The sequence below is a fragment of the Paraburkholderia nemoris genome, assembly GCF_905221015.1.
GTDB lineage: Bacteria > Pseudomonadota > Gammaproteobacteria > Burkholderiales > Burkholderiaceae > Paraburkholderia > Paraburkholderia nemoris.
Window position 1 is genome coordinate 1 of record NZ_CAJNBO010000012.1, and the last position, 25,586, is coordinate 25,586.

Genomic DNA, 25,586 nt, shown 5'->3' on the forward strand with positions numbered 1-25,586 from the left:
TCGTCCGGGCCGTCCTTGCGGCGGAAGCTCTTGTGACTGGCCCACGCCTGAATCAGCGTGCCGTCCACCGAGAAATGGTCTCTCGACAGCAAGCCCCGCTTGTCCGCCAGGCTCATGACTTCAGTGAAGAACGCTTCCACGACTTCATGCTCCAGCAGCCGGTCACGGTTCTTCGAGAACACCGAGTGGTCCCACACGGTGTCCTCAATCGCCAGCCCGACAAACCAGCGGAACAGCAGGTTGTAGCGCATCTGCTCCATGAGCATGCGCTCGCTGCGCACCGAGTAGAACACCTGCAACAGCAGCGCCCGCATCAGCTTCTCGGGCGCAATCGAGGCACGGCCGGTGTCCGCGTAGATGACGTTGAACAGCCCGTTGAGCCGTTTCAACGCATCATTCACCAGCAACCGGATCGGTCGCAACGGGTGATCCGCCGGGACGAAGTCCTCGAGCTTGACTGTCGTGAACAGGGGTTCCTGCATCTCATCCATTCCGCGCATCGCATCCGCTGCCAAAAATCATGAACACGATATCCATAACGCCCGTCCCTCAAACCCCGTTTACACGGGATCCAAATTCAACAGCCTGCTAGGCGACATCCCCGTCTCCATTTCGTTGTTGGATCCGGCAGTTTAGCGGACGCCGCCTCACTCGGCAGTGCGTTAAAACGTAGTTAGCCGTTCAGCCAGTTTTCCACGCGCAACCCCGGATAGGCGGCGAAGTCGCGTTCGTTGTTGGTCACCAGCACCACGTCAAGCCCCACGGCATGTGCCGCGATCAGCTTGTCGAGTTGATCCTTCTTACGCTCGCGCGTCGCTTCGCGAATTGGACCGTACGCGCTTGCTGCAGCGCTGTCGAACGGCATGACCAGAATGTCTTCGGCAAGCGCCGCCAGACTGCGGCGATCGCGCGCGCGGTTCGCCGATACCGCCACGCCGTATTCGAGTTCCGCAAAGGTGATGGCCGACATCACCACGTCGCCAACCAGACATTGTGCAAAGCGCTTCGCGACCTGTTCCGGCTGGATCTTCATCAGGTAGACGCAGATATTGGTGTCGAGCATGTAGCGCGGCATTACAAATCCTCGCGCTCGGCCTGCTCGTGATCACCACGGCCTTCCGCCATGAAGTCGGGCCCAAATTTCGCGAATTTCTTGAGCACGCCGGTCAGCGGACGCCGGGTTGGACGGATCCGCAATTCTTCGCCGACCCGTTCGATTTCAACCTCGACGTCGGCCCGGTCGAAGGCCAATTCGGCTGGAATACGCACCGCTTGCGAATTGCCGTTGCGAAAGACTTTGGTGAGCATGCTGAACTCCTGCTGCGGATGTACGCTGTATGTACGAGCTAATACTATAGTTCTCCGCGCCGCCAATGTAAATACATGTGTGTACATTGGCGGCGCAGAATGCGGCCGCAGCCTCAACCGCAGTAGAATCATCCATTAAACAAAATCCAACCCACCCTTCCAGCCGAGCCTGCCCATGTCTTCCTCGATCAAAGCAGTTCTCAAACCACATCTGCGCGACGTCGGCAGCCTCACCGTGCGGCGTGTGCTGCCGGCCATGGCGGCGCGCCTGATCGGCCCGTTCATCTTTTTCGACCACATGGGCCCCGCCACGCTCGACCCCGGCGTTGGGCTGGACGTGCGCCCGCACCCACATATCGGCCTCGCCACCGTCACGTATCTGTTCGAAGGCGCGATCATGCATCGCGACAGCCTCGGCTCCGAGCAGAAGATCGTCCCGGGCGACGTCAACTGGATGACTGCCGGGCGCGGCATCGTCCATTCCGAGCGCACGCCGGCCGAAGACCGCGCGAGCGGTCTCGCCATGCACGGCATCCAGACCTGGGTCGCGCTGCCGCTCGACGACGAAGACATCGAACCGTCCTTCGCGCATCACGCGGCGGACACGCTGCCGGTGGTCGAGCGCAACGGCGTCACGCTGCGCGTGATCGCGGGCACGGCGTTCGGCGAAACCTCGCCGGTCGCGACCTTTTCCGGCACGCTCTACGTGGCCGCTGAGTTCGCCCCGGGCGGCGCATTCGCGCTTGAACCGGAACACGAGGAACGCGGTGTCTATCTGGTGGACGGCGATCTGGAGATCGACGGCACGCCGCTCGAAGTCGGCCAGATGGCCGTGCTCGCACTCGACGAAACTGTCACGCTGGCCAGCACCCACGGCGCGCGCGTGATGCTGCTCGGCGGCGAGAAACTGGATGGCGAGCGCTTTATCGAATGGAATTTCGTCGCCAGTTCGCGCGAGAAGATCGAAGCCGCGAAGCTGGCATGGACCAATCAGGAGATGGGCAAGGTGCCCGGCGAAACCGAATGGATTCCGCTGCCGACAAGAAAATGAGCGAGCAAGGCGGCGCTCATTCGGTCGCCGCCGGCAAGCTCGCCGCTTGCGCGAGCACGTGCGGCCGCGGCGGCCTGCATCCGCCGCGTTGAACCATTGAATTCGCGGCATACGGCCCCATCTAGCCGACAAACCGTTTTTATCGACGAGGACGCAATGGACACCACTCTGGCCACTTTCGAACAGGACGTCATCACGGCGTCGACACTGGCCCCCGTGCTGGTCGATTTCTGGGCGCCGTGGTGCGGCCCCTGCAAGACGCTCGGCCCGATGCTCGAGAAGCTCGAAGCCGAAGCCGCCGGCAAATGGAAGCTGGTGAAGGTGAACGTCGACGAGAATCAGGAGTTGGCCGCGCACTTCCAGGTGCGCAGCATTCCGCACGTCATGGCGTTTGCCGATGGCCAGCCGGTCGATCAATTCGTCGGCGTGCTGCCGGAAGGCCAGTTGCGCGAGTTTATCGAGCGCCTCGTGCCGCAAGGCGCGGACGCGGCTCGTCTTGAAGCACAAGCCGCGTTGGCCGAAGGCCGTCGTGAGGATGCGTATGACGCGCTGCAAGCTGCCCTCGCCTACGACCCAGGCTTCGACGAAGCGCGCATGGATCGCATCGAAATGCTGCTCGAAGATAACCGCATCGACGAAGCCCGCAATGAAGTCGACCTGCTGTCGCCGAAAACCACGCAAGGGATCGACGCCCGCTTCAACGCGATCAAGACACGGCTCGATGCGGTGGACGCGGCGGCTGATCTGCCGCCTACGGATGCACTCGAAGCCAAAGTCGCAGCAAATCCGGACGATCTCGAAGCACGCTTCGATCTGGCTAGCGCGCTCATCGCCCGCCGCAAATACGAAGGCGCGCTCGAGCACCTGCTAGCCATCGTGCAGCGCGATCGCACGTTCCGCGACGATATCGGCCGCAAGACGATGCTGTCGGTGTTCGATCTCGCCGCGCATCAGCCGGAGCTGGTGTCGCAATGGCGGCGCAAGCTGAGCGCCTTGTTGTATTAACTGGCTGTGTGTTCAGGTGCGGCGAACGAGCCGCGCCTGCTCCGCCAACGCCCGCAACACATGCGCGGCCGCAGCAAAACCGAAGCTCGCCGTCACACACACGCTCGATCCAAATCCCGCACAGTTCAAACCCACCGGCCCCGTATGCCCCGGTGATGTCGTGACGTGCTCCGCTTCCTCGTCGATATCGCAGACAGCGGCTTCCGGGTAGATCAGCGGCTCGTCGGAATACACCGCGCTCACCTTGAACTTCGCCTTCGGGCCACGCGGAAAACCATGTAGTTTGCGTAACTGTCCGCGCACTTTCGACAACAACGGGTCTTGGATGGTCAGCGCGAGATCGTCGATGCGGATACGCGTCGGGTCCAGTTGGCCGCCCGCGCCGCCCACCGTAATCAACGGCTGCTTCTTCTCGACACACCACGCGATCAACGCGGTCTTGGTGCGCACGCTGTCGATCGCATCGATCACGTAGTCGAAACCACCGCCGAGCGTCGCCGCGAAATTGTCCGGCTCGACAAAGTCTTCAATCAGCCGCACGTCGCAGAACGGATTGATTGCCGCGATGCGTTCGGCCATTGCCTCGACCTTCGGTTTTCCGTAGTTGCCGTCCAGCGCATGGATCTGGCGGTTAGTGTTGCTCTCGGCAACATTGTCGAGATCGATCAAGGTCAGCGTGCCGACCGCGCTGCGCGCCAACGCCTCGGCCACCCATGAGCCGACCCCGCCAATGCCGATCACAGCGACATGGGCCCCTTCGAACGCAGCGAGCGCCGGCGCGCCGTACAGGCGGGCAATGCCGCCGAAGCGCCGCGCGCGATCGGCGGTTTCACTCCCGTCGAGGCTGGTAGTAAGATCGGACTGCGCGGTGGGGCTGGACATGGTGGAAGACTCGTTCAAAGCAGGCAAAACATGAAGTGGCAAAAAACGCTCGGGCACGCTCAAGCGTTCGCAGCCCGTATTTTGCCTGATCGCGACGATCCAGATGGCCACGCCAACCTGGAGGCACGAATGGCCGCTAACGTTGTAGCGTGCATATCCACACAGTGCGGCGGGCCTTGATCTGCTCGCGGGCAAAAACTTTAAGCCCTGGCTATACTGGTTAGACTGAAGCGTTCGCATAAGAACATGACCTCACTCGCCGAACTTCGAAAAAACTATTCGCTGGGTTCTTTGGACGTTGCCGATATCAACCGCAACCCGTTTCGTCAATTCGACACGTGGTTTCAGCAAGCGGTAGACGCCCAACTGCCCGAACCGAATACGATGACGCTGGCCACCGTCGACTCGCGCGGCCGGCCGTCGGCGCGCATCGTGCTGATCAAAGGTGTCGACGAACGCGGCTTTGTGTTCTTCACCAACTACGAAAGCCGCAAGGGCCGCGAACTGGCCGCCAATCCCTACGCGAGCCTGCTGTTCTACTGGATCGAACTCGAACGTCAGGTGCGCGTTGAAGGCCGCATCGTCAAAACCAGCCCGGAAGAAAGCGATACGTATTTCGCGTCGCGTCCGCTCGGTTCACGCATCGGCGCGTGGGCATCCAATCAAAGTCAGGTAATTGAAAGCCGTTCGCAGCTCGAAACACGTGAACGCGAAATCAGCCTGCAATACGGCGACCAGCCACCGCGCCCACCCCACTGGGGCGGTTATCGTTTGGTACCCGAAGCAATCGAATTCTGGCAGGGCCGACCGTCGCGTCTGCACGACCGTCTGCTCTTCACGCGTTCAAGCGAAAGCAGCGACTGGCAAATCTCCCGCCTATCGCCTTGAATCGGAATACAACACGTATGCGCGTTGCCAACGCAGCGGCGCGCGACGGCCGGATTGCGCCTCGCGGTATGGGAGTTGCACCGCAGTGAGCTGCGATCCACACAGGCTTTGCTTTAGTTCAACGGACACGGAGAAATCACATGTTCTGGGAGAAAAAGCTGGCGCAGTGGGTGGAAGACGTAAAAACCAAGGCTAACCTGCCAGCACGCCTTGTGTTGTGGGACGGTCAGCAACATGACTTCGGGCAGTTCGCCGCGCCTCAGGTCACGCTACATGTCAAAAGCGCGACGGCGCTGCCCTATCTGCTCGAACCGAGCCTCGACAATCTCGGCGAGGCGTACGTGAAGGGCAAGATCGACATCGAAGGCAAGCTGTCGGACATCATCAACGTCAGCTACCAGCTGGCGCGCAACACCGTCACCAGCGCGAGCAAGCTGGCGCGCGTGCGGCGCTACTTCCAGCACTCGAAGTCGTCGGACAAGAAGGCCATTCAGTATCACTACGACGTCTCGAACGAGTTCTACAAGCTGTGGCTCGACGAGAACATGGTGTACTCGTGTGCGTACTTCGAGAATGGCGACGAAGATCTCGCCACCGCGCAGATCAAGAAGATCGATCACATCCTCACCAAGATCCAGTTGCAACCGGGGCAGCGCCTGCTCGATATCGGCTGCGGCTGGGGTGCGCTCGTGCTGCGCGCGGCGCAGAAGTTCGGCGCGAAGTGCGTGGGTGTGACGCTGTCGCAGAACCAGTTCGATCTCGCTACCGCACGCGTGAAAGCCGCGGGGCTGGAAAACCAGATCGAGATTCGTCTGCAGGATTACCGCGACGTCGAAGGGCAGTTCGATCGCATCACCAGCGTCGGCATGTTCGAGCACGTGGGCCGCAAAAATCTGCCGGGCTACTTCAAGAAGATCCACGATCTGCTCGTCGACGACGGTGTCGCCATGAATCACGGCATTACGTCGAGCGATTCGGACAGCGGCGAAACCGCGCTCGGCGGCGGCGAGTTCATCGACCGCTATGTGTTCCCGGACGGCGAGCTGCCGCATATCGGCCTTGCGCTCGAAGCAATGCAGCGCGGTGGGCTCGAAGCGGTTGACGTCGAAAGCTTGCGCCGTCACTATGCGCACACGCTGGACATCTGGGCGGAAAACTTCGAGGCGCATGCAGCCGAAGCCCGCACGCTGGTCGACGACGAAAAATTCCGTATCTGGCGCGTGTACCTCGCCGGTTGCGCGTACGCGTTTGAAACCGACGACGTCTCGATCTACCAGGTGGTGTGCCGCAAAGCCGGCCGCAGCGCGACAACCCTGCCGTGGTCGCGTCGCTATATGTACGACAAATCACTGTGATACGGTTGCGCCACGGCGACGTGCCGTGGCCGCGTGCCGGGTCTACGTGCATGGCGTAGGCGGCCCGACGCGGCGCAAACCTTAAACAGCAGGTCGAACATCGATGGACCAGAGCGGGACAAGTGAAGTTGAACAGCCGGTGAGCGGCGAGCAGGACGCACAGGCCGATGCACCGCAGTTCGATCTGTTCGGGATGCCGGTCGAGCAAGTACCGGCATCGGCGGCGCCTGCCGGTGCCACCCCGGCAACGGCCGACGAAACGGCGCAACTCGAGCGGCGGCGTCAGCCGCGCGCGAAGAAAAGCGCCACCACCCTCTGGCAGGAAGATGACGTGCCACCGGCGCCCATCGCCGACGCCGACTCCAGCTCAACACCGTCTGCCCCGGATACGCCGAAGAAACGCCGTACCCGCGACGTGCTCGCCGCTCTGCCCTCGGCTGAACTCCTGGCGCTCGCCGCCGAACTGCCGGCGCAGATCCATCTCGGTACGTCGACATGGTCGTTTCCGGGCTGGAACGGCATCGTCTACGGCGACGAGTACAGCAACAGCAAACTCTCGCGCGAAGGTTTGACGGCCTACGGCGCGCATCCGCTGCTAAAGACAGTCAGCATCGACCGGTCGTTTTACCAGGCGCTCACCGTTACCGAATACCTGCGCTACGCGCAGCAAGTGCCGGAGCACTTCCGCTTCATCGTCAAAGCGCCGATGACGATCACCGACGCCACCGTGCGCGCCGAACGCGGCGAGCCGGTTTCGTTAAATCCGTGCTTCCTGAACGCGCAAATGGCAATCGACGAATTCGTCACGCCATGTCTCGAAGGCCTCGGCGCGAAAGCCGGCGCGCTGGTGTTCCAGCTCTCGCCGCTACCCGACCAGATGCTTGCGCAACCGGCGGTGTTCATCGAGCGACTCGCCGAGTTCCTGATGGCGTTGCCGAAGCTGCCCGAAGGCACGTGCTATGCGATCGAAATCCGCGATGGGAGTTTGCTCACGCCGCGCTTTATCCGCACGCTAAAGGCGGCGGGCGTGCGGTACTGCGTGGGGATTCATGCGCGGATGCCGGATCCGCTGCGCCAGGCGGCGGCGCTCGCACTGCTGGACGGCGATCCGGCCGGCCCGCTGATCGTGCGCTGGAGTTTGCACGGCGGCTTCAAATACGAACAGGCGAAAGCCAAGTACGAACCGTTCAACCAGTTGGTCGATCAGGACCCGTCGACCCGCGCTGCGCTCGCCGAGCTGGCCGCGCGCTATGCGCTAGCCGGCCAGCCGGTGGTGATCGCGATCAACAACAAGGCGGAGGGGTCGGCGCCATTGAGTTGCGTGGAACTGGCGCGGGAGATTATTGAAGCGTATGCGCGGCTGGCTCATGAGCACGAATACGGGCATGACCCTGTGCAAACGCGTCCGGAGTCGGAGCCGGATTCGAACGAGAATGGGCAGCAAGAACGCGACGAGGAAGGCTGAGCGGCAGCGTAACGTCCAAGCGTGACGAGCCGTCTGAGGTCACGTGGCTTGCCAAGCTGCCACTTAAGCGGCGGCGGCCCAGGTCGAAACCTGAACCGGCGCCCGTCCCGCCATCAACTCTCCATCACCGCGCCGCCTCAGCTCGCCTTGATCCGATGCGCGAACTTCTGACGAAACTTCGCGACCTTCGGCGCCACGACAAACGAGCAGTACCCCTGATTCGGGTGCTGCGCGAAGTAGTTCTGGTGATACGCCTCGGCCGGCCAGTAGTTGCCGTCGAGCGGTAGCACCTGAGTGACGATCTGGCCGTCGTAGATACCCTGTTCGCCAATCTCGCGAATCGCCTGCAGCGCTGTTTCGCGCTGCGCGTCGGAGTGGGTAAAGATCACCGAGCGGTACTGCGTGCCGACGTCGTTGCCCTGCCGGTTCAACTGGGTCGGATCGTGGATGGCAAAGAAAATATCGAGAACCTCGCGATAACTGATCTTCGCCGGATCGAAGTCGACGTTCACGACTTCCGCGTGGCCCGTCACGCCGTCGCACACCTGTTCATAGGTCGGCCGCTGGGTCTGGCCGCCCGCATAGCCCGACTCCACCGAGTTCACGCCTTCGACGCCCAGATACACCGCTTCGAGGCACCAGAAACACCCGCCACCGAGGGTGGCGACTTCGCCTGTCTGACTCATGCTGCTTGCTCCTTGATACTCATAGTCGGCCGATGCCGGTCCCAGTTAACCGCAACGCTCATGCCACCACCAAGACTTTCCAGCTTAGCGGTTTTTCCATTAACCGGCAGGTGTCGCGGCCAGTCCACCGCGATTGCAGTTAAAATTGGGGCAAATCGACGATTTTCACTATGACTTTTGAATCATTTGTTTCCGGCCGCACGCGCGATGGGTTCAGTCCGGGGTTCGCCCGGTTTGCGCCGAAGGCTTCCGCCCGATGAAGCGCGCCAGCCCGCCCAACTTCGACCAGCCCGCCTTTAAACAGGCGCTCAGCCAATTCGCCACCGGCGTCACCGTCATTACAACGCGCGCGGCGTCCGGCCAATTGATCGGCATCACGGCCAGCTCATTCAATTCGGTGTCGCTCAATCCGCCGCTGGTGCTGTGGAGTCTCGCCACGCGCTCGGCGTCGATGTCGGTGTTCCGGGCCAACAGTCACTACGTGGTCAACGTGCTGGCCGCGTCACAGCTTGATCTGTGCAAGCGCTTTGCCACGGTGAAGGGCGATCGTTTCGAAGGCGTCTCGCACGCCGAAGGCGACACCGGCATGCCGGTGCTCGACGGTGCGCTCGCCTGGTTCGAATGCCATAACCGCAGCCGCTACGAAGAAGGCGACCACGTGATTTTCGTCGGCGAAGTGGAGCGCTGCGGCGTCCACGAGAGTGCCGCGGAGATTGCGCCGCTTGTCTTCCACAGCGGTCAATTCCACGGACTCAAGCCGCTCTGAACGCGGCGCCGCTGTCTTTTAACAGCGGCCCGCAAGCGGGTAAAACCGGCTACACGCCGACCGAAGCAAGCCGACCAGCAACTCGTACTCAGCTGTGCGGCGCGCTATGTCCGGTAGTTTTCGGCACCAGCGACACTGGCACGCCCGAGTCTTCTTTCAGCGTCTGCAACACGATATTCGAACGAATATCCATCACGCCCGGCGCCTTATAGAGGCGTTGCAGCACGAAATCCGAATAGTGTTTGAGATTGTGGGCGAGCACCCGCAGCAGATAATGGGTTTCGCCAGTCACGACAAACGCACCGACCACTTCCGGCCAGTCCCGCACCGCCTCCGCAAAACGCTCGTGCCAGTTCTCCTGGTCGTTGCGCATCGACACCTGCACAAACGCTTCCAGTTCGAAACCCAGCACTTCGCGGTTCAGACACGCACGGTAATGTTCGATGACGCCCTGCTCTTCCAGCAGGCGCAGGCGTCGTAGACAGGCCGATGGCGAAAGCGAAATGCGCTCCGCCAAGTCGAGATTGCTGATCCGTCCTTCTTGCTGAAGCACCGTCAAGATACGGCAATCGGTGGCGTCGAGCGAGATCGCGTTCATATTCGGTCTCCCTTTCCCATTTGACTCAAATTATGTTCCAAGACACGGCTCAGAAGGAGATTTTTTCGCAATCACATTTCGCGCCAAGCCACCTATCATTCCCGGATAGACACAATCCGCAGATGGAGACATGGACACACTCTGGGACATCACCCCCGCCGTCGATACCGCGACGCCCGTCTGGCCCGGCGATACGCCGGTCGGCATCGAACGCGTGTGGCGCATGGAGGCGGGCTCGCCCGTCAACGTCGCGCGGCTGACCTTGTCGCCGCATACCGGCGCCCACACCGACGCCCCGCTCCACTACGACGCCGAAGGCGCGGCGATCGGCCAGGTTGCGCTCGATGCGTACCTTGGACGCTGCCGCGTAATTCATTGCATCGGCGCTTCGCCTGTTGTGACGCCACAACACCTGAGCGGCTCGCTCGACGACCTGCCGCCGCGAGTCTTACTACGCACTTACAAAAACGCGCCGACTACGGTTTGGGATAGCGCGTTCTGCGCGGTTGCGCCGGAGACCATCGACCTGCTGGCAGCGAAAGGGGTGAAGCTGATCGGCATCGATACGCCGTCGCTCGATCCGCAGGAATCGAAGACGATGGACGCGCACCATCGCATTCGCGCGCATCGCATGGCGATTCTCGAAGGCATCGTGCTGGATGCCGTCGCACCCGGCGACTACGAACTGATCGCGCTGCCGCTGAAGCTGACCACGCTCGATGCGAGCCCTGTGCGCGCCGTATTGCGCGCGCTGCCCGAATCTTGCTGATCGTCGACGCTCTGCAACCTGAATCGCCGCACTCATCGCCTCCACCGAATTCCCCGATCTGACTGACTGGACCATCATGAACACTCGTGAAGAAGCATTGGCGCTGGATAGCGCCGACCCGCTCGCAACGCTGCGCGACCAGTTCGCGCTGTCGACGACGACCATCTATCTCGACGGCAACTCGCTCGGCGTGCCGCCGGCCGCCGCCGCGCAACGCGCGCAGACCGTGATTGGCGCCGAATGGGGTGAAGGTCTCATCCGCAGTTGGAACACCGCCGGCTGGTTCGAATTGCCGCGCCGTCTTGGCAACAAACTCGCGCCGCTGATCGGCGCGGCTGACAACGAAGTCGTTGTCACGGATACGATTTCGATCAACCTGTTCAAGCTCTTGTCGGCTGCCCTGCGGGTGGCGAATGCGCGCGATCCGAAGCGTCGCGTGATCGTGTCCGAGCGCTCGAATTTCCCGACCGATCTGTATATCGCGCAAGGGTTGATCGAACAGCTCGACCGCGGTTATGAGCTGCGCCTCGTTGACGATCCGTCCGAGTTGCCCACCGCGATTGGCGACGACACCGCGATCGCGATGATCACTCATGTGAATTACCGCACCGGCTATATGCACGACATGGCCGCGCTGACCAACTTGATCCACGACAAGGGCGCGCTCGCGCTGTGGGACCTCGCGCATTCGGCGGGTGCAGTGCCGGTCGACCTGAATGGCGTTGGGGCTGACTACGCGGTGGGCTGCACGTATAAGTATCTGAATGGTGGCCCGGGTTCGCCGGCGTTCGTGTGGGTGCCGAAGCGGCATCAAAACGATTTCTCGCAGCCGCTTTCCGGCTGGTGGGGTCATCGTGCGCCGTTCAAGATGGACCCGGCGTATCAACCTGACGATGGCATCGGTCGCTTCCTGTGCGGCACGCAACCGATGGTGTCGATGTCGCTGGTCGAATGCGGTCTCGATGTGTTCCTGCAAACGGATATGCAGACGATCCGCGCGAAGTCGCTCGCGCTGACGGATTTGTTTATCGAACTGGTCGAAGCGCGTTGCAGCGAATTTCCTTTAAAGCTAGTAACGCCGCGTGAGCATGCACAGCGCGGTTCGCATGCGAGCTTCGAGCATCCGCATGGTTATGAAGTGATGCAGGCGTTGATCGCACGCGGCGTCATCGGCGACTATCGCGAGCCGCATGTGTTGCGGTTTGGCTTTACGCCGCTGTACACGCGCTTTGTCGATGTGTGGGATGCGGTCGAGACGTTGCGCGAGGTGCTTACGCAAGAGACCTGGCGGGCACCTGAATTTGCCGCTCGCGGCGCTGTGACCTAAGGAGCGCGCGATGACCGATCACATGCAAACGCCGGGATTGCCGGAAGAGAAACCGGCGCAAGGGTGCCCGTTTGGGCATGGTAGTGGGGCTGCTCCTTCGGCTGCTGCTACGGCCACTGCTGCCGCCGATTCCGGCGACGGCTGGCATGACGCGCAGCTCGATTTTTCGGAGTCGATGAGTTACGGCGATTATCTTTCGCTAGGGACGGTGCTGGATGCGCAGCATCCTTTGTCGCCGGATCACAACGAGATGCTGTTCATCATCCAGCATCAGACGAGTGAGTTGTGGATGAAGCTCGCGCTGTATGAATTGCGCGCGGCATTGAAGGCGGTGCATCGCGATGAGTTGCCGCCTGCGTTCAAGATGCTCGCTCGTGTGTCGCGGATCATGGAGCAGCTCGTGCAGGCATGGAGCGTTCTCGCGACGATGACGCCGTCCGAATACACGGCAATGCGGCCTTATCTGGGTAGCTCTTCCGGGTTTCAGTCTTATCAGTATCGGCAGATTGAGTTTTTGCTTGGCAATAAGAATGAGCAGATGCTGAAACCGCATGCGCATCGGGCGGATGTTCTTGCCGAGGTGACGGCTTCGCTGGAAGCGCCTTCGTTTTACGATGAAGTTGTTCGACTGCTGGCGCGACGTGGGTTTGCGATTTCCCCTTCCAGGTTAGAGCGGGATTGGACGCAGCCTACTGTGCATGATGCTTCGGTTGAGGCGGCGTGGTTGGAGGTTTATCGGAATCCTTCGCAGCATTGGGAGTTGTATGAAATGGCGGAGGAGCTTGTCGATCTCGAGGACGCGTTTCGACAGTGGCGGTTCAGGCACGTGACGACGGTTGAGCGGATTATTGGGTTCAAGCAAGGCACGGGTGGTACGAGCGGCGCACCTTATCTCCGGAAGATGCTGGATGTGGTTTTGTTTCCTGAACTTTGGCATGTGAGGACGATGCTTTAGGCATCTTCGTTTCGTTGTCAATGCTCGATGCATTGAGCACGTTCACGCGATGCGTGGTGCAGCGTAGGCGCACAGGTCAAACGTAAAGATTGGTCACAATTCGCGTGTTTAGCCTGCTTGGTTGATCGTCTTAAAAAACGGTTGGGTTAGATTTCCATGTGCCGTTGGACAAGACGGCTGGGTGTGAGAGCCCGAAGCAACGAAACGCACTACTTCTGAAAGTAGGTAGTGTTCAATCACGCACGCCTTTCCTATGGGCGGGCCGTGGTGAGTGGGTCGCAAGGCTCGCCGGTTTCGTTTTGTTGCCCGGTCTCTCAAACTCGCTACGTGCCCGCTCACCCCGTCTGTTAGAGAGTGTCGGGCGTTTCAGGAACACATCGGAAATCGCACCATGACCAAAACCACTAAGAAGACTCAAACGGCATCACGACCGCCCGTTGATGCGCTCCAGTACGAAAAGCTCGCACTGTCGGCTTTTGGAGCATGCGATCGACAAATCCGACAGCTTCGAACACTGATCGATCTCGCGGCGAGCATCGCCCGATGCCCAGCTACGACGGTTGAAGAAAGACGCAGTGAGCGCAACCTGCTGGAACACCTGCTCTATACCGTCGAGCAATACCAGCAGGAAGTTGAATGTGACCGTGACCTGTACCAGGTGATCGCGCTCGATGCGAAGGGAGTTGCTCATAGTCGCATCACGGCCAAGCTTGCGACGAAGCTTCTCTCGGATGCTGCGGAGGTGGGACGGGAAGCAGGGGAAGCCGCGGCCGAAGCTGAAGCTACGACAGACAAAGCAGTGACGCGTAAGCGGGAGCGCGTGAGGACTGCTGCGTGTGCGCGGGCTGATGCGCAGCAGACGACAGTGAAGCACTAGGGTGAAGTCGCGGCCACGATGCCGCTACAAAGAATAAGGCGCGAATTGTTCGCGCCTTATTTATGCAAACGCACTCACCACCAACGCCGCGCAGATAGACCAATCACCTCGCCGTATACCCCCCATCAATCGGCAAACAAACCCCACTAATCATCGAAGCCGCATCGCTCAACAAAAACATAATCGGCGCGGCAACCTCAGCGGACTCCGCGAAGCGGTGCAGAGGAATCGCCTTCAGCGCAGGATCGCGCTTCACAGGATCACTCCACGCCTGCACCGCCATCGGCGTCAACGTCACCGTAGGATTGACGCTATTCACCCGGATACCGTATGGCCCCAACTCGATACACAAAGCCCGCGTCACAGCATCGAGCGCCGCCTTGGAAGCCGAATAACTCAAATGGTCATCCAGCGCCACGAGCGCAGCCTGACTGGAAACGTTCACGATGCTGCCAGCGCGCTTCGCATCGATCATCCCGCGAGCCACGTGTTTGGCAACCAGTACCGCCCCACGCGCATTCACCCCCATCACGCGATCGAAACTCGCGCCGGTCGTATCCACCGCACGCTCAAGCAACGCGATCCCCGCACAGTTCACGAGCCCATCAAACGCATCGAGCGAACCCAATGCGTCATCAATAGCTGACTCATCGCTCACATCGAGTATCATCGGTTCGCAGCCCGTTTCTTCTGCCAGACGAGCAAGCTCATTCACATTCCGCGCCGCCGCGACCACACTCGCGCCAGAAGCACACAACGCTTCCACCGTCGCGCGCCCAATTCCACTCGACGCACCCGTCACAAGAATCGAGCGGCCAGAAAAATCAAAAGTAGCATTCATGATGTCTGCAACCGATGCATGACCGGCTTCAACGCCGGATACAAATCCGTATAAACGCCGAACCGCTGCTCATACAACGCCATCCGTTGCGCGTTCGGCTCTGCACGTTCAATCAGCGTGACCCATCCACTCTGCGCCTCTTCACGCGATACCAGACCGACGCCGACACCCGCCAGCAACGCCGCCCCCATCGCCGCCTCCACGTCCTGCTCGATTGTGTAGACCGGATAGCCGGTAATGTCCGCAATGATCTGCATCCACAAATCCGAATGCGCGGCGCCGCCCACGACGATCAACTTGTCATCCAACGATTGCGCGCCTTTACGTCCCGCTTCGATGTTGTGCTTCAACGCGAACGACACGCCCTCCAGCACAGCGCGATACAGATGTGCCCGCGTGTGAAAAAGGCTCAGGCCAACAAACGCCCCACTCGCCTTCGCATCCCACACGGGGCTTCGTTCTCCCATCAAATACGGCAAGAACATCACACCATCAGAGCCCGCAGGAATCTGCGAGGCACTCTCTTCGAGCAAGCGATGCGGATCTCCATTCGGCATCGCACGCGCCGCCTCGGTCTCCGCATGACAGAACTGCTCGCGATACCACGTCACCGAAGCGCCCGCCGTAATCGCACCACCGAAGACATAAATATCGCGCTGACCGTTGAACACATGCGGCATGCTGATCAACCCATGCCGCGCATCGACGGTCTGATTGATATACCCCCAGCACATACTCGTACCGATCATCGCAACGTGCTGCCCCGCGCGCGTGACGCCCGCGGCAAACGTCGCCACCGCAGCATCCACACCACCCGCAACGATCGCCGTGCCCGCCTCCAATCCAAGCTGCTCGGTCCACTGCGACAACAAGCCGCCCACCACGTCCGATGATTCCACCAACCGCTCCGGCATCATCGTCGCAGGAATGCCAAGCATGTCGAGCGCTTCATCCGACCAGTCGCGTTTCGCAATATCGTAGATGCCGCCGATATTGCCCGCCGAACTATGATCGACGGCGACCTCACCGGACAGCATGTAAATCACGTAAGCATTCGGCGGCAGGAAGTAACGCGTATGCGCCCAGATTTCCGGTTCGTGATCGCGCAACCACAGCATCTTGGTGTAACCGTAGTAGCTGTCCACGCCGTTACCCGTGATCGCATACAAGCGCTCGAGGTCGATGTTCTTACGCACCCACTCGACCTGATCGGTCGCACGCCGGTCCATCCAGATCAGACACGGATAAAGCGGCCGCATATCGCTATCGACGGGAATCCCCGAGCCGCCATACAGACTGCTCACGCACACCGCCTTGATCGACTTCGCCGCAACACCCGCCTCCTTCGCCTTGCGCACGCAAGCCGCGATACACTCCACAACCGCCTTCAACCACACCGCCGGCCATTGCTCGGCCCATAGCGGCTTGGGCGTATCCGGCTGATAGCTCGACGCATGCTGCGCGACGATCGCGCCGTGTTGATCGACCAGCAAAGCCTTGGTGCTCTGCGTGCCGATATCGACGCCGATGACGTAGTCCATACAGTCTCCGTTTATATGCCGCTCGTCCTTGCCTCGCGCCGCGCCAAGCGCTCAGCTCAGGCACGCGGCTTCATCAATACCTTGATCGAATCGAGCGAGTTAGCGACCTTGATCGCTTCGTCCCATTCTTCCAGCGAAAAGCCGTGCGTGACAATACCCTTCGACGTCACAAGCCCACGCGCCAGCAAATCGATCGCAATCGGATAACAGTATGGACCCAGATGCGCGCCGCGCACATCGAGTTCCTTGCGGTCGCCAATCACCGACCAATCCAGCGTCGTATCCGCACCGAACACGGAAAACTCGACGAAGCGCCCAAGCTTGCGGATCATCTCCATGCCCTGATTGACGCCGATCGGCGCGCCGGTCGTTTCGATGTAGACGTCGCAACCATAGCCATCGGTCAGCGAATGAATGATCGCCAGTGCGTCTTCCTTTTTCGGATTGATCGTCACGTCTGCGCCGTATTCACGCGCAAGTGCCAGACGCTCTTCAACCAGATCGATCACGACGAGCTTCTTTGGCGTTTTCAGATGCGCCACCTGCGTCATCATCAAACCAAGCGGACCCGCACCGGCAATCACCACCACATCGTCGAGTTGCAGATCACCGCGGTTCACCGTGTGGATCGCGCAAGCTAGGGGTTCGATAATTGCCGCGTCTTCGAGCGAGATGCCATCGGGAATCTTGTGGACGATTGCGGTCGGCGGAATCCGCATATATTCGGCCATACCGCCGTCCGCGACTTCGCGCTGGAAACCGAAAATGTTGTGCACCTCACACATCCAGTACTGGCCGGATTTGCAATAACGGCACTTGCCACACGGCACGATCTGTTCGGCGATCACGCGGTCACCTATCTTCACGCCGAAGTGATCGGCCGCATCCTCGCCGATTTCCTCGACGAAACCGAAGAACTCGTGGCCCGGAATCACCGGCGCTTTGACCCACGGACTCGGGCCGCCCCAGAACATCTTCGCGCCCGAATGACATTTGCAGTCGCTCGCGCAGATGCCGCACGCGGCGATACGGATCACCAGTTCATGCGCGCGGGCCTTAGGCTTGGACACCTGTTCGACGCGATAGTCTTTCGGTGCGTGGCAGACGATCGCCGTCATTTCCTGCTTATCGGATTGCGTGGATTGAGTCATTGCATGGTCCTGCTAAAAGGAGGTCGTTTAAGAGTTACTTTCTACGGTCGCGGCTGATGTAGATCGCCAGCAAAATAATTCCGCCCTTGATCACGTTCTGCACATAAGGATTCACGCCGACCATGTTCAGGCCGTTGTTCAACACGCCCAGCAACAACGCGCCGATCAGAGTGCCGATGATCGAGCCGCGTCCACCGGAAATCGAGGTACCGCCCATCACCACGGCAGCGATGGCATCGAGTTCGAAACCGACGCCTGCGTTCGGCTGACCGCTCATCAAGCGTGCGGTCAACACGATGGCGGCAAAGGAGGACGTCAAACCGGCAATCGAGTAGACGATCAGCTTCACGCGAGCCACACGTACACCGGACAGACGTGTCGCCTGCTCATTGCCACCGATCGCATACACGTAGCGGCCGAACGGCATGCGTTCGAGCAACACCCAAGCAATCGCGTAGATCACCACCATGATCACAACCGGCGCCTGAATGCCGAGGATCTTGCCGCTGCCGAAGAAACTGACCCACTCAGGCAGGCCGTCGATCGGATAACCACCCGTGTAGATCAGCGCGAGACCACGAGCGATCCCCATCGTCGCGAGCGTGACGATGATCGGCGGCATACCGGCGAACGCGACGAAGAATCCGTTCGCAGCGCCGAAGCCCAAACCGACTGCAATGCCCACCGCCAAAGCAGCGACTGCGTTCATCCCGGCCACCATCAAGCCCGCGGCGAGCGTGCCCGCCAAAGCCATCACGGAGCCAACCGACAGATCGATGCCACCGGTCAAAATCACGCACGTCATCCCCACAGCAATGATGGCGTTGATCGACACCTGGCGCAGCACGTTCTCCAGATTCGCAGCGGAGAGAAAACTGTCGCTCGCGAATACCATTACGATGCACACCACCAGCAGGCCGATGAACGGATAGAACAGCGTCGAGCGTTTCAACGCGGCCCACGTAAAGCGCACCGGTGCGCCCGGCGTGTCACTACTGACAGTCGACGTTTTCGGCGATGAAGAAGGATTAGGCGTGTTCATGAGCTGCTCCACGGGTGCCGGCTGTTGCATAGGTCATCACGGCGTTCGAGTCGATCTCGCCGCCTTCGAGCATCGCTTCGATGCGGCCCTGCCGGAACACGGCGACGCGGTCGCACATGCCGACGATCTCCGGCAGTTCGGACGAGATCATGATGATCGAGTAGCCGCGCGCGGTGAGTTCGCGCATCAGCAGATAGATTTCGGCTTTGGCGCCGACGTCGATGCCGCGCGTCGGTTCGTCGAAGATGAGAATGTTGGTGTGGTGATTCAGCCAGCGCGCGATCACCACCTTTTGCTGATTGCCGCCTGAGAGCGTCGCGACTTCGGTGTGCATCGTCGGGGCTTTGACCCCGACGCGCTTCATGATGTCGGCGGTCGCGCGTGCTTCGCTGCGCTGATCGATGAAGAAACGCAGCGAGCGATATTTGCCGAGGTTGTTGATCGAGATGTTCTGCTTGATCGAGAAATCGGTGATCAGACCTTCGGTCTTGCGGCTCTCAGGCAGAATGCCGACGCCGGCGCGCAGGGCATCGGCGGGATCGGATAGTTTTTCGGCTGTGCCGTTGATGCGGATTTCTTTCACATAAGCCGGGTCAGCGCCGATCACTGCCAGCGCTGTTTCCGTGCGGCCCGAGCCGACCAGTCCCGCAAAGCCGAGAATCTCGCCTTCACGCAAATTGAATCTCAGCACCGGACTATCTTTCAGCAACTGCAGCTTTTCGACGTCGAGCACGATCTTCGCATCGGTACGCAGTGGCGGCTTCGGCGGAAAGCTGTTTTCGATGCGGCGTCCCACCATCATTTCCACCAGACGGCTCACGTCGGATTGCGCGACCTCCGTCATGCCAACGTACTGACCGTCACGTAACACCGTAATGCGATCGCACACCTCAAAGATTTCCTCCAGGTGGTGCGAGATGAAGATCATCGCGACGCCCTGCTGTTTCAGGTCACGCATGATCGCAAACAGGTGTTCCGCTTCGGCAGGTGTGAGCGTCGCGGTCGGCTCATCCAGAATCAGAATGCGCGCTTCCAAGGACAATGCCTTGCCGATTTCAACAAACTGCTGCTGCGCGACCGACAACTCACGAATCGGCACCGACAAGTCGATGGCCACTCCGAGCCGCTGAAAAATCGCCGCAGCCGCGCGCCGCATCTTGCCGCGCTCGAGCAAACCCAAACCGTTCTTCAGTTCACGGCCGAGAAACATGTTCTCAACCGCGTTCAGATACGGAATCAGGCTGAACTCCTGAAACACGATCCCCACGCCCGCGGCGACCGCGTCGTGATAATTCGTGAAGTGCCGCACTTCGCCCGCGATCGTGATCGTGCCTTCATCCGGCTGATAGATGCCGCACAGAATTTTCATCAACGTCGATTTGCCCGCGCCGTTTTCGCCGAGCAACGCGTGAATCTCACCGCGCGCGATTTCCAGGTGAATGCCTTGCAACGCCTTCACACCGGGAAAGCTTTTGGTGATGTTGTCGAGCTTGAGTATCGTGTCCATCGGGTCCTCCTCTGCTGCTCGTCGCCATGTCCGTCGAAGAAGCACATGCACATGGCAACGAGCATTCGGCTTACCAGCTGAAGCCCTTGGCGTTGCTCTTGTCGATCATCTTCACGTCGACCGGGATGGCTTTCGGCACATTGGCGCCCCACTTCTTCGCAAGCGCAATGCCGAGTGCGATACGCACCTGGTCGGCCGGGAACTGCGCGGACGTTTCGATGAACTTCGAATTCGGCTTCTGGATCGCGGCAATCGCTTCCGGCGCGCCGTCAACGCTGGTCAGCTTGATATCCTTGCCTGACGATTCGATCGCCGAGAGCGCGCCCATCGAACCACCGTCGTTCACGCTGAACACGCCCTTCAGATTCGGATGCGCCTGAATCATGTTCTCGGTGACAGACAACGCCGTCGCGCGTTCCTGCTTACCATTCTGCGTATCCACGAGTTTGATGCCCGGCACTTTCGCGAGCGCCGCCTTGCAACCGCGTACACGTTCGAGAATCGGCACCACCGGAATGCCGTCGAGAATCGCCACTTCGCCGCTGCCGCCAATCGACTTCGCCAGATACTCACAGGCCATCTCACCCGCGTCGTAATTCTTCGACCCGACGAACGAATCGACCGGACCGTTCGCGTTCGCATCAACGGCAACCACCACCACGCCCGCCTTCTTCGCCGACGTCACCGCCGATTGAATGCCGGTCGAATCAGTCGGATTCACGAGCAGAATGTCGATCTTCTTTTGCAGCATATCTTCGACATCGCTGACCTGCTTGCTGACGTCATGATGCGCGTCGGTCACGACCACCGTTGCGCCAATCGACGCCGCCGCATCGTTCAGCGCCTTTTGCATCGTCACGAAGTACGGGTTATTCAACTCCTGAAACGTCATGCCGATCTTCAGCGGCGCGGCAAGTGCTGCCGGCGCGGCGATAAACGACAGACCGAATGCAAGCGTCGCCAAGGCGGCCGAGCTGCGCGCGAAGGTTTTCAACGATGTCTGCTTCGAATTGGATTGCGTCATGGTTGTCTCCGTTATTAAAACTGTTCGATGAGATGAGCACGTCCCTCACGCTGTCTATGGACAGCGCGATAGGCGTTAAAACGCGGGTGAAGTAAAACGCTTCGGCTAGAAGCCTGGTGGAGGACTACGTCGGTGGATAAGCAGCCGCGGCGCTGCGCGGCAAACCTGGCGCAAGCACGATTGCGGGCGCATTGTCGATGCCGGCGCCGCGCGCGGCGGCTTCTTCGGAAGCGTCGCGGCTCGCGTCGTTCAGTTGCTGATAGCGACGGAATTTCGAAGGCGCCATGCCTTTGACCGCGAGGAACTGCCGGTTGAAATTCGACAGGTTGTTAAAGCCCGCCTTGAAGCAGATATCGGTGACGCTCAGTTCCTCGTCCGTGAGCAACTGACATGCGAGGTTGATACGCATGCGGTTCACGTACTGCACGAACGGCAGCCCGGTATGACGGCGGAAGTAACGCGAGAACGCACTCACGCTTTGCCCGGCGAGTTGGGCGAGATCCGATTCGCGCAGATCGTTGGACAGGTTCTTGCCGATATACGAGAGCGCGTGATTGATGCGCGTCGACGCGAAACCGGTCGGGTCGGCCTGATAAGCGGGACTTGCAAGCGTCTCGCGGTCCTCGGCGTTCATCAGGATCTCGAGCATCGACATGAACAGCACGAGACGGCGCAGTCCGCGCGCGGCCAGCAATTCGAGGAACAACGGCTGGATCGCCGCACTCGTTTCTGCACCGAAGGACACGCCGCGGCGCGAATCGGCGAGCAAGGCTTCGACCTGGCGCCACTCCGGAAAACTGCCCATGCAACCCGACACGAACTCCTGCCCGAACTGAACGACCAGATTGCGCTGCGCAATCGTCTCGCCTTCCGGCACGTCGCTGACCCAGTTGTGCGGCAGGTTCGGCCCCATCAACACCAGGTTGCCAGGCGTAAAGCTGCTGATGTGATCGCCGACAAACATCTTGCCGGTCGTCGCCACGATCAGATGGATTTCGTATTCCGGGTGAAAGTGCCAGCGCACCGTGCGATACGGATAGCCGTGCGACCACACTTTGAAGGATTCGTCGCGCCGCACGGCGACGACTTCCAGATCGGGTTGCATTCGCGTCTTCCTCCATGAAGCGGCGTGCTGCGGGTGCCGCTGAACTTCATCTTGTATAGCGAAAAGTAGCCCTCTAGCGCCTGATCCACCACTAAAAATCAAACCGCAGACCGATACTTTTTTGCATTCGGGTTAGTCCTGGCGCGGTGAAAGTCAAATTTGATGCAATGCAATACGCACTGCGAGACACGTCCCATAACGCCCGGACGTCGCGCGAGTCGCGCCGGAAGTCCCGCCACGCCGCGCTGCGCCACGAAAAGCCCGCTACGTCGCCTTGACATTCGTTCCGCCGGGTACGATCATTCGCTCACAGACAGAGCAAATGCTCCACCCCAAGAAAAAACGCACGCGCCGAGCCGTGCGATCAAGGACACTCAGGAGACGCACATGAACAGCGGGCAAGGCAGCGGCGCGGCCGCACACGTGATCCTGCACATCGGCGCGGGATCGTTTCATCGCGCGCATCAGGCGTGGTATCTCCATCGGTTGAACGAGGCGAAGGTGGCGGGCGAGCCGCACTGGTCGCTGACGGTGGGCAATATCCGCAGCGACATGAACGCGGTGCTCGACGCGCTCGCCGCGCAAAACGGCGTCTATACGCTCGAGACCGTCACGCCGCAGGGCGAGCGCGCGTACGAGACGATTCGTTCGATCGAGCGCGTGGTGCCGTGGACCGAGAGTCTCGATGCGCTGATTGAAGCGGGCGCCGATCCGGCCTGCAAGATCATTGCGTTCACCGTGACCGAAGGCGGCTATTACCTCGACGAAGACGACGAACTCGACACAGCCAATGCCGATCTCGCGGCTGATCTGAAAGGCGGCCACACCACGATTTACGGCGCACTCGCGGCGATTCTCGACGCTCGCATGAAGCGCGGCGCCGGCCCGGTCACGCTGCAGACCTGCGATAACCTGCGCAGCAACGGCGAACGCTTTCATGCGGGCATGAGCGAGTTTCTCGAACGGCGCGGCGCGGACGACCTGGCGCAATGGTTCGACGACAACACCGCGTGCCCGAGTTCGATGGTCGACCGCATCACGCCACGTCCGACGCCCGACGTGCGCGAACGCGTCAAAGCCGCCACCGGCGTCGACGATGCCTGCCCGGTGATGGGCGAATCCTTCATCCAATGGGTGATCGAAGATCGCTTCATCGCCGGACGCCCAGTGTGGGAGAAGGTCGGCGCGGAACTGGTCGACTCGGTGCTGCCGTACGAGGAAGCGAAGATCCGTATCCTCAACGCGACGCATAGCTGCATTGCGTGGGCAGGCACGCTGGTCGGACTGACCTACATCCACGAAGGCACGCTCGATCCGGACATCAACAAATTCGCCTTCGACTACGTGACCGAAGACGTGATTCCGTGTCTCACGCCGAGCCCGCTCGATCTCGAACGCTATCGCGACGTGGTGCTCGAACGCTTCGGCAATCCCTACATCCAGGACACCAACCAGCGCGTTGCGGCCGACGGCTTTTCGAAGCTGCCCGGCTTTATCGCGCCGACGCTCGCCGAATGCTTCGAACGTGGCGTCACACCTTCGGCGACGGCGATGTTGCCGGCGCTGTTCTTCCGCTTCCTCGAGCGCTGGAACGCCGGCACGCTGCCGTATGCGTATCAGGATGGCGTGATGGACGAAAAAGTTGCGCGCGGTTTCTTTAGTGCGCCCGATCCGTTGCAGGCGTTCGCCGCTGACCGGCTGCTCTGGGGCAGCATGGCGCAGACACCGGAATTGGAATCGGCGTTGGCGGGCGCGTTGGCGCGTGTCGACGTATGGCTGGCCAAACGCGGCGCGGCCTGACCCGCGCTGTATCAAATCACGCGAAACACGCCGGTGCCAGGCTTAATGCGCATGGCACCGCGCGCCATGTGCGGCTAAAGTAGCGCATCCCTAACGACGAAGGTTTCGCGCCCATGTATCTCGGCATCGACCTCGGCACGTCCGAAGTGAAAGTCCTGCTGCTCGCCTCCGATGGACGCGTGATCGGCACCGCAGGCTCGCCCTTTACCGTTTCGCGTCCGCATCAGCGCTGGGCCGAACAGAATCCCGAAGACTGGTGGGCCGGCACGCGCGCGGCGCTGGCCGCGCTGCGCGCCAAACATCCGGACGAGTTCGCGCAGATTCGCGGCATCGGCCTCTCGGGGCAGATGCACGGGGCCGTGCTGCTCGATGCGCAGGACCGCGTATTGCGGCCCGCGATCCTGTGGAACGACATGCGCAGCGACAAGGAGTGCGCGGAACTGACCGAGCGCGCGCCGCAGTTGCACACCGTGGCCGGCAATCTCGCGATGCCCGGATTCACCGCGCCGAAGCTGCTATGGGTGGCGCACCACGAACCGGAAATCTTAGCGCAGACCGCCTGCGTGCTGCTGCCGAAGGACTACCTGCGTCTGCAACTGACCGGCGGCAAGGTGTCCGATCCATCGGATGCAGCCGGCACGCTGTGGCTCGACGTCGCCAAACGCGACTGGTCCGATTCACTGCTCGCCGCCTGCAACATGACGCGCGCGCAGATGCCGGCCTTGTGCGAAGGCAGCGAGCCGTCCGGCACCCTGCTTCCCGCGGTGGCGCGCGAGTTCGGTTTGAGCGACGGCGTGATCGTCGCGGCCGGCGGTGGCGACAATGCCACGAGCGCGATCGGCATCGGCGCGACGCAACCGGGCGACGGCTTCGTCTCGCTCGGCACCTCAGGTGTGTTGTGCGTGGTCGGCGACAGTTTCCGGCCGAATCCCGCTTCCGCGGTGCACGCGTTCTGTCACGCGATTCCGGATCGCTGGCATCAGATGAGCGTGGTGCTGTCGGCGGCAAGCTGTCTGCGCTGGGTCTGCAAGCTCACCTCCACCGACGAGCCGACGCTGCTCGCCGAAATCGAGGCGCTGCCAGCGGAAGCGTTGACCACTGCCCCACTCTTTCTGCCCTATCTGTCCGGTGAACGCACGCCGCACAACGACCCGTACGCGCAGGGCGTGTTCTTCGGCATGAATCACGCGACCGATCGCGCCTTGCTCGGCTACGCCGTGCTCGAAGGCGTGACGCTCGCGCTCACCGACGGCCTCGACGCATTGCGCGCGGCCGGTACCGAAGCGAAGGCGCTGTCCCTGCTCGGCGGCGGTGCGCGCAGCGACTACTGGGCACAACTGCTCGCCGATGCGCTCGACACGGCCACCCGCAAGCACGGCGGCGGCGAAACCGGCGCGGCGCTCGGCGCGGCCCGCCTCGGCTGGCTGGCCGCGGGCGGCGACCCGGCCAAGGTGCTGAGCAAGCCGCCGATCGAAAAGGAGTTCACGCCGAACCCGCGACGGCACGCCGAACTGCGCACCCGGCTCGAAGCGTATCGCGCGCTCTACCGCCACGTGCGGCCGCTGTTCGACCCCGCGCGACAACCGCTCGCCTGACCGGCAAAGCACAGCCGGTTCCCGTTGAGACGCGGGAACCGGCTGCTA

General features: G+C 61.1%; 25 protein-coding genes. 12 read left to right on the top strand and 13 right to left on the bottom strand.

Going from position 1 to position 25,586, the window contains the following annotated elements; translation table 11 throughout:
• The 3 genes from KHO33_RS19375 to vapB form a co-directional block, all read right to left on the bottom strand.
• Positions 1-500, bottom strand: a 500-nt coding sequence (locus KHO33_RS19375) for an IS5 family transposase (RefSeq protein ID WP_234480570.1), incomplete at its 3' end; no start/stop codon positions are given.
• 173 nt (positions 501-673) lie between these two features.
• Positions 674-1,075: a type II toxin-antitoxin system VapC family toxin gene (locus tag KHO33_RS19380; protein WP_200565131.1), complete on the bottom strand. Its 402-nt coding sequence runs from the start codon at positions 1,073-1,075 to the stop codon at positions 674-676.
• On the bottom strand, positions 1,075-1,308 hold the full coding sequence (vapB, locus tag KHO33_RS19385; RefSeq protein WP_054034329.1) for a type II toxin-antitoxin system VapB family antitoxin: 234 nt from the start codon (positions 1,306-1,308) through the stop codon (positions 1,075-1,077). Before vapB ends, KHO33_RS19380 begins: the two co-directional genes overlap by 1 nt.
• Positions 1,309-1,483: 175 nt before the next feature.
• Here vapB and KHO33_RS19390 point away from each other — a divergent pair, with 175 nt between their 5' ends.
• Both KHO33_RS19390 and trxA read left to right on the top strand, forming a co-directional pair.
• On the top strand, positions 1,484-2,359 hold the full coding sequence (locus KHO33_RS19390; protein ID WP_200565132.1) for a pirin family protein: 876 nt from the start codon (positions 1,484-1,486) through the stop codon (positions 2,357-2,359).
• Positions 2,360-2,515: 156 nt separating this feature from the next.
• On the top strand, positions 2,516-3,364 hold the full coding sequence (gene trxA / locus KHO33_RS19395; RefSeq protein WP_200565133.1) for a thioredoxin: 849 nt from the start codon (positions 2,516-2,518) through the stop codon (positions 3,362-3,364).
• Positions 3,365-3,376: 12 nt separating this feature from the next.
• On the opposite strand, the gene tcdA is transcribed toward trxA, so the two are convergent.
• Positions 3,377-4,246 carry a tRNA cyclic N6-threonylcarbamoyladenosine(37) synthase TcdA gene (gene tcdA, locus KHO33_RS19400; RefSeq protein WP_200565134.1) on the bottom strand — a complete coding sequence of 290 codons (870 nt, stop codon included), beginning with the start codon at positions 4,244-4,246 and terminating at the stop codon, positions 3,377-3,379.
• A gap of 246 nt (positions 4,247-4,492) precedes the next feature.
• On the opposite strand from tcdA, the gene pdxH reads away from it, so the two are divergent.
• From pdxH to KHO33_RS19415, 3 genes are all read left to right on the top strand, one after another.
• Positions 4,493-5,134 (top strand): pyridoxamine 5'-phosphate oxidase, encoded by a 642-nt coding sequence (pdxH, locus tag KHO33_RS19405; RefSeq protein ID WP_054034330.1) that lies wholly within the window; start codon positions 4,493-4,495, stop codon positions 5,132-5,134.
• Between the two features lie 140 nt (positions 5,135-5,274).
• Entirely contained in the window at positions 5,275-6,489 is a 1,215-nt protein-coding gene (locus KHO33_RS19410; RefSeq protein WP_054034331.1) for an SAM-dependent methyltransferase, read from the top strand.
• A 103-nt stretch (positions 6,490-6,592) separates the two neighbouring features.
• The gene (locus KHO33_RS19415; RefSeq protein WP_234476796.1) at positions 6,593-7,954 is read left to right on the top strand and encodes a DUF72 domain-containing protein; all 1,362 of its coding nucleotides are present in this window, start codon (positions 6,593-6,595) and stop codon (positions 7,952-7,954) included.
• A 137-nt stretch (positions 7,955-8,091) separates the two neighbouring features.
• Here the strand turns inward: KHO33_RS19415 and msrA are convergent, their stop codons facing one another.
• Positions 8,092-8,640 (bottom strand): peptide-methionine (S)-S-oxide reductase MsrA, encoded by a 549-nt coding sequence (msrA, locus tag KHO33_RS19420; protein WP_054034332.1) that lies wholly within the window; start codon positions 8,638-8,640, stop codon positions 8,092-8,094.
• A gap of 256 nt (positions 8,641-8,896) precedes the next feature.
• Here msrA and KHO33_RS19425 point away from each other — a divergent pair, with 256 nt between their 5' ends.
• On the top strand, positions 8,897-9,406 hold the full coding sequence (locus KHO33_RS19425; RefSeq protein ID WP_054034333.1) for a flavin reductase family protein: 510 nt from the start codon (positions 8,897-8,899) through the stop codon (positions 9,404-9,406).
• A gap of 88 nt (positions 9,407-9,494) precedes the next feature.
• Here KHO33_RS19425 and KHO33_RS19430 read toward each other — a convergent pair whose 3' ends face one another.
• Complete coding sequence (locus KHO33_RS19430; protein WP_054034335.1) at positions 9,495-10,004, bottom strand: Lrp/AsnC family transcriptional regulator; 510 nt, start codon at positions 10,002-10,004, stop codon at positions 9,495-9,497.
• Between the two features lie 130 nt (positions 10,005-10,134).
• Here KHO33_RS19430 and kynB point away from each other — a divergent pair, with 130 nt between their 5' ends.
• The 4 genes from kynB to KHO33_RS19450 all read left to right on the top strand — a co-directional run bounded on the left by kynB (position 10,135) and on the right by KHO33_RS19450 (position 13,932).
• Positions 10,135-10,773, top strand: a complete 639-nt coding sequence (gene kynB / locus KHO33_RS19435; protein WP_054034337.1) for an arylformamidase — start codon at positions 10,135-10,137, stop codon at positions 10,771-10,773.
• Between the two features lie 76 nt (positions 10,774-10,849).
• The gene (gene kynU, locus KHO33_RS19440) at positions 10,850-12,100 is read left to right on the top strand and encodes a kynureninase (protein ID WP_054034339.1); all 1,251 of its coding nucleotides are present in this window, start codon (positions 10,850-10,852) and stop codon (positions 12,098-12,100) included.
• A gap of 10 nt (positions 12,101-12,110) precedes the next feature.
• The gene (gene kynA / locus KHO33_RS19445) at positions 12,111-13,055 is read left to right on the top strand and encodes a tryptophan 2,3-dioxygenase (protein WP_054034341.1); all 945 of its coding nucleotides are present in this window, start codon (positions 12,111-12,113) and stop codon (positions 13,053-13,055) included.
• Positions 13,056-13,446: 391 nt separating this feature from the next.
• The gene (locus tag KHO33_RS19450; protein WP_200658689.1) at positions 13,447-13,932 is read left to right on the top strand and encodes a hypothetical protein; all 486 of its coding nucleotides are present in this window, start codon (positions 13,447-13,449) and stop codon (positions 13,930-13,932) included.
• Positions 13,933-14,035: 103 nt separating this feature from the next.
• On the opposite strand, the gene KHO33_RS19455 is transcribed toward KHO33_RS19450, so the two are convergent.
• The 7 genes from KHO33_RS19455 to KHO33_RS19485 form a co-directional block, all read right to left on the bottom strand.
• Positions 14,036-14,773, bottom strand: a complete 738-nt coding sequence (locus tag KHO33_RS19455; protein ID WP_200565135.1) for an SDR family oxidoreductase — start codon at positions 14,771-14,773, stop codon at positions 14,036-14,038.
• The gene (locus KHO33_RS19460) at positions 14,770-16,314 is read right to left on the bottom strand and encodes an FGGY-family carbohydrate kinase (RefSeq protein WP_200565136.1); all 1,545 of its coding nucleotides are present in this window, start codon (positions 16,312-16,314) and stop codon (positions 14,770-14,772) included. The genes KHO33_RS19455 and KHO33_RS19460 overlap by 4 nt, the downstream gene beginning before the upstream one ends.
• Before the next feature lie 56 nt (positions 16,315-16,370).
• Entirely contained in the window at positions 16,371-17,465 is a 1,095-nt protein-coding gene (locus KHO33_RS19465) for an alcohol dehydrogenase catalytic domain-containing protein (RefSeq protein ID WP_200565137.1), read from the bottom strand.
• Between the two features lie 34 nt (positions 17,466-17,499).
• Positions 17,500-18,507: an ABC transporter permease gene (locus KHO33_RS19470; RefSeq protein ID WP_054034672.1), complete on the bottom strand. Its 1,008-nt coding sequence runs from the start codon at positions 18,505-18,507 to the stop codon at positions 17,500-17,502.
• Positions 18,494-20,014: a sugar ABC transporter ATP-binding protein gene (locus KHO33_RS19475; protein WP_200565138.1), complete on the bottom strand. Its 1,521-nt coding sequence runs from the start codon at positions 20,012-20,014 to the stop codon at positions 18,494-18,496. Before KHO33_RS19475 ends, KHO33_RS19470 begins: the two co-directional genes overlap by 14 nt.
• Before the next feature lie 70 nt (positions 20,015-20,084).
• A complete protein-coding gene (locus KHO33_RS19480; RefSeq protein WP_200565139.1) occupies positions 20,085-21,038 on the bottom strand; it encodes an ABC transporter substrate-binding protein in 954 nt (317 codons plus the stop codon).
• Between the two features lie 124 nt (positions 21,039-21,162).
• On the bottom strand, positions 21,163-22,143 hold the full coding sequence (locus KHO33_RS19485; RefSeq protein ID WP_054034349.1) for an AraC family transcriptional regulator: 981 nt from the start codon (positions 22,141-22,143) through the stop codon (positions 21,163-21,165).
• A 387-nt stretch (positions 22,144-22,530) separates the two neighbouring features.
• Here KHO33_RS19485 and dalD point away from each other — a divergent pair, with 387 nt between their 5' ends.
• The gene (gene dalD / locus KHO33_RS19490) at positions 22,531-23,943 is read left to right on the top strand and encodes a D-arabinitol 4-dehydrogenase (RefSeq protein WP_200565140.1); all 1,413 of its coding nucleotides are present in this window, start codon (positions 22,531-22,533) and stop codon (positions 23,941-23,943) included.
• Between the two features lie 113 nt (positions 23,944-24,056).
• Complete coding sequence (gene xylB / locus KHO33_RS19495) at positions 24,057-25,538, top strand: xylulokinase (RefSeq protein ID WP_200565141.1); 1,482 nt, start codon at positions 24,057-24,059, stop codon at positions 25,536-25,538.
• The last annotated feature ends 48 nt before the right edge of the window (positions 25,539-25,586 follow it).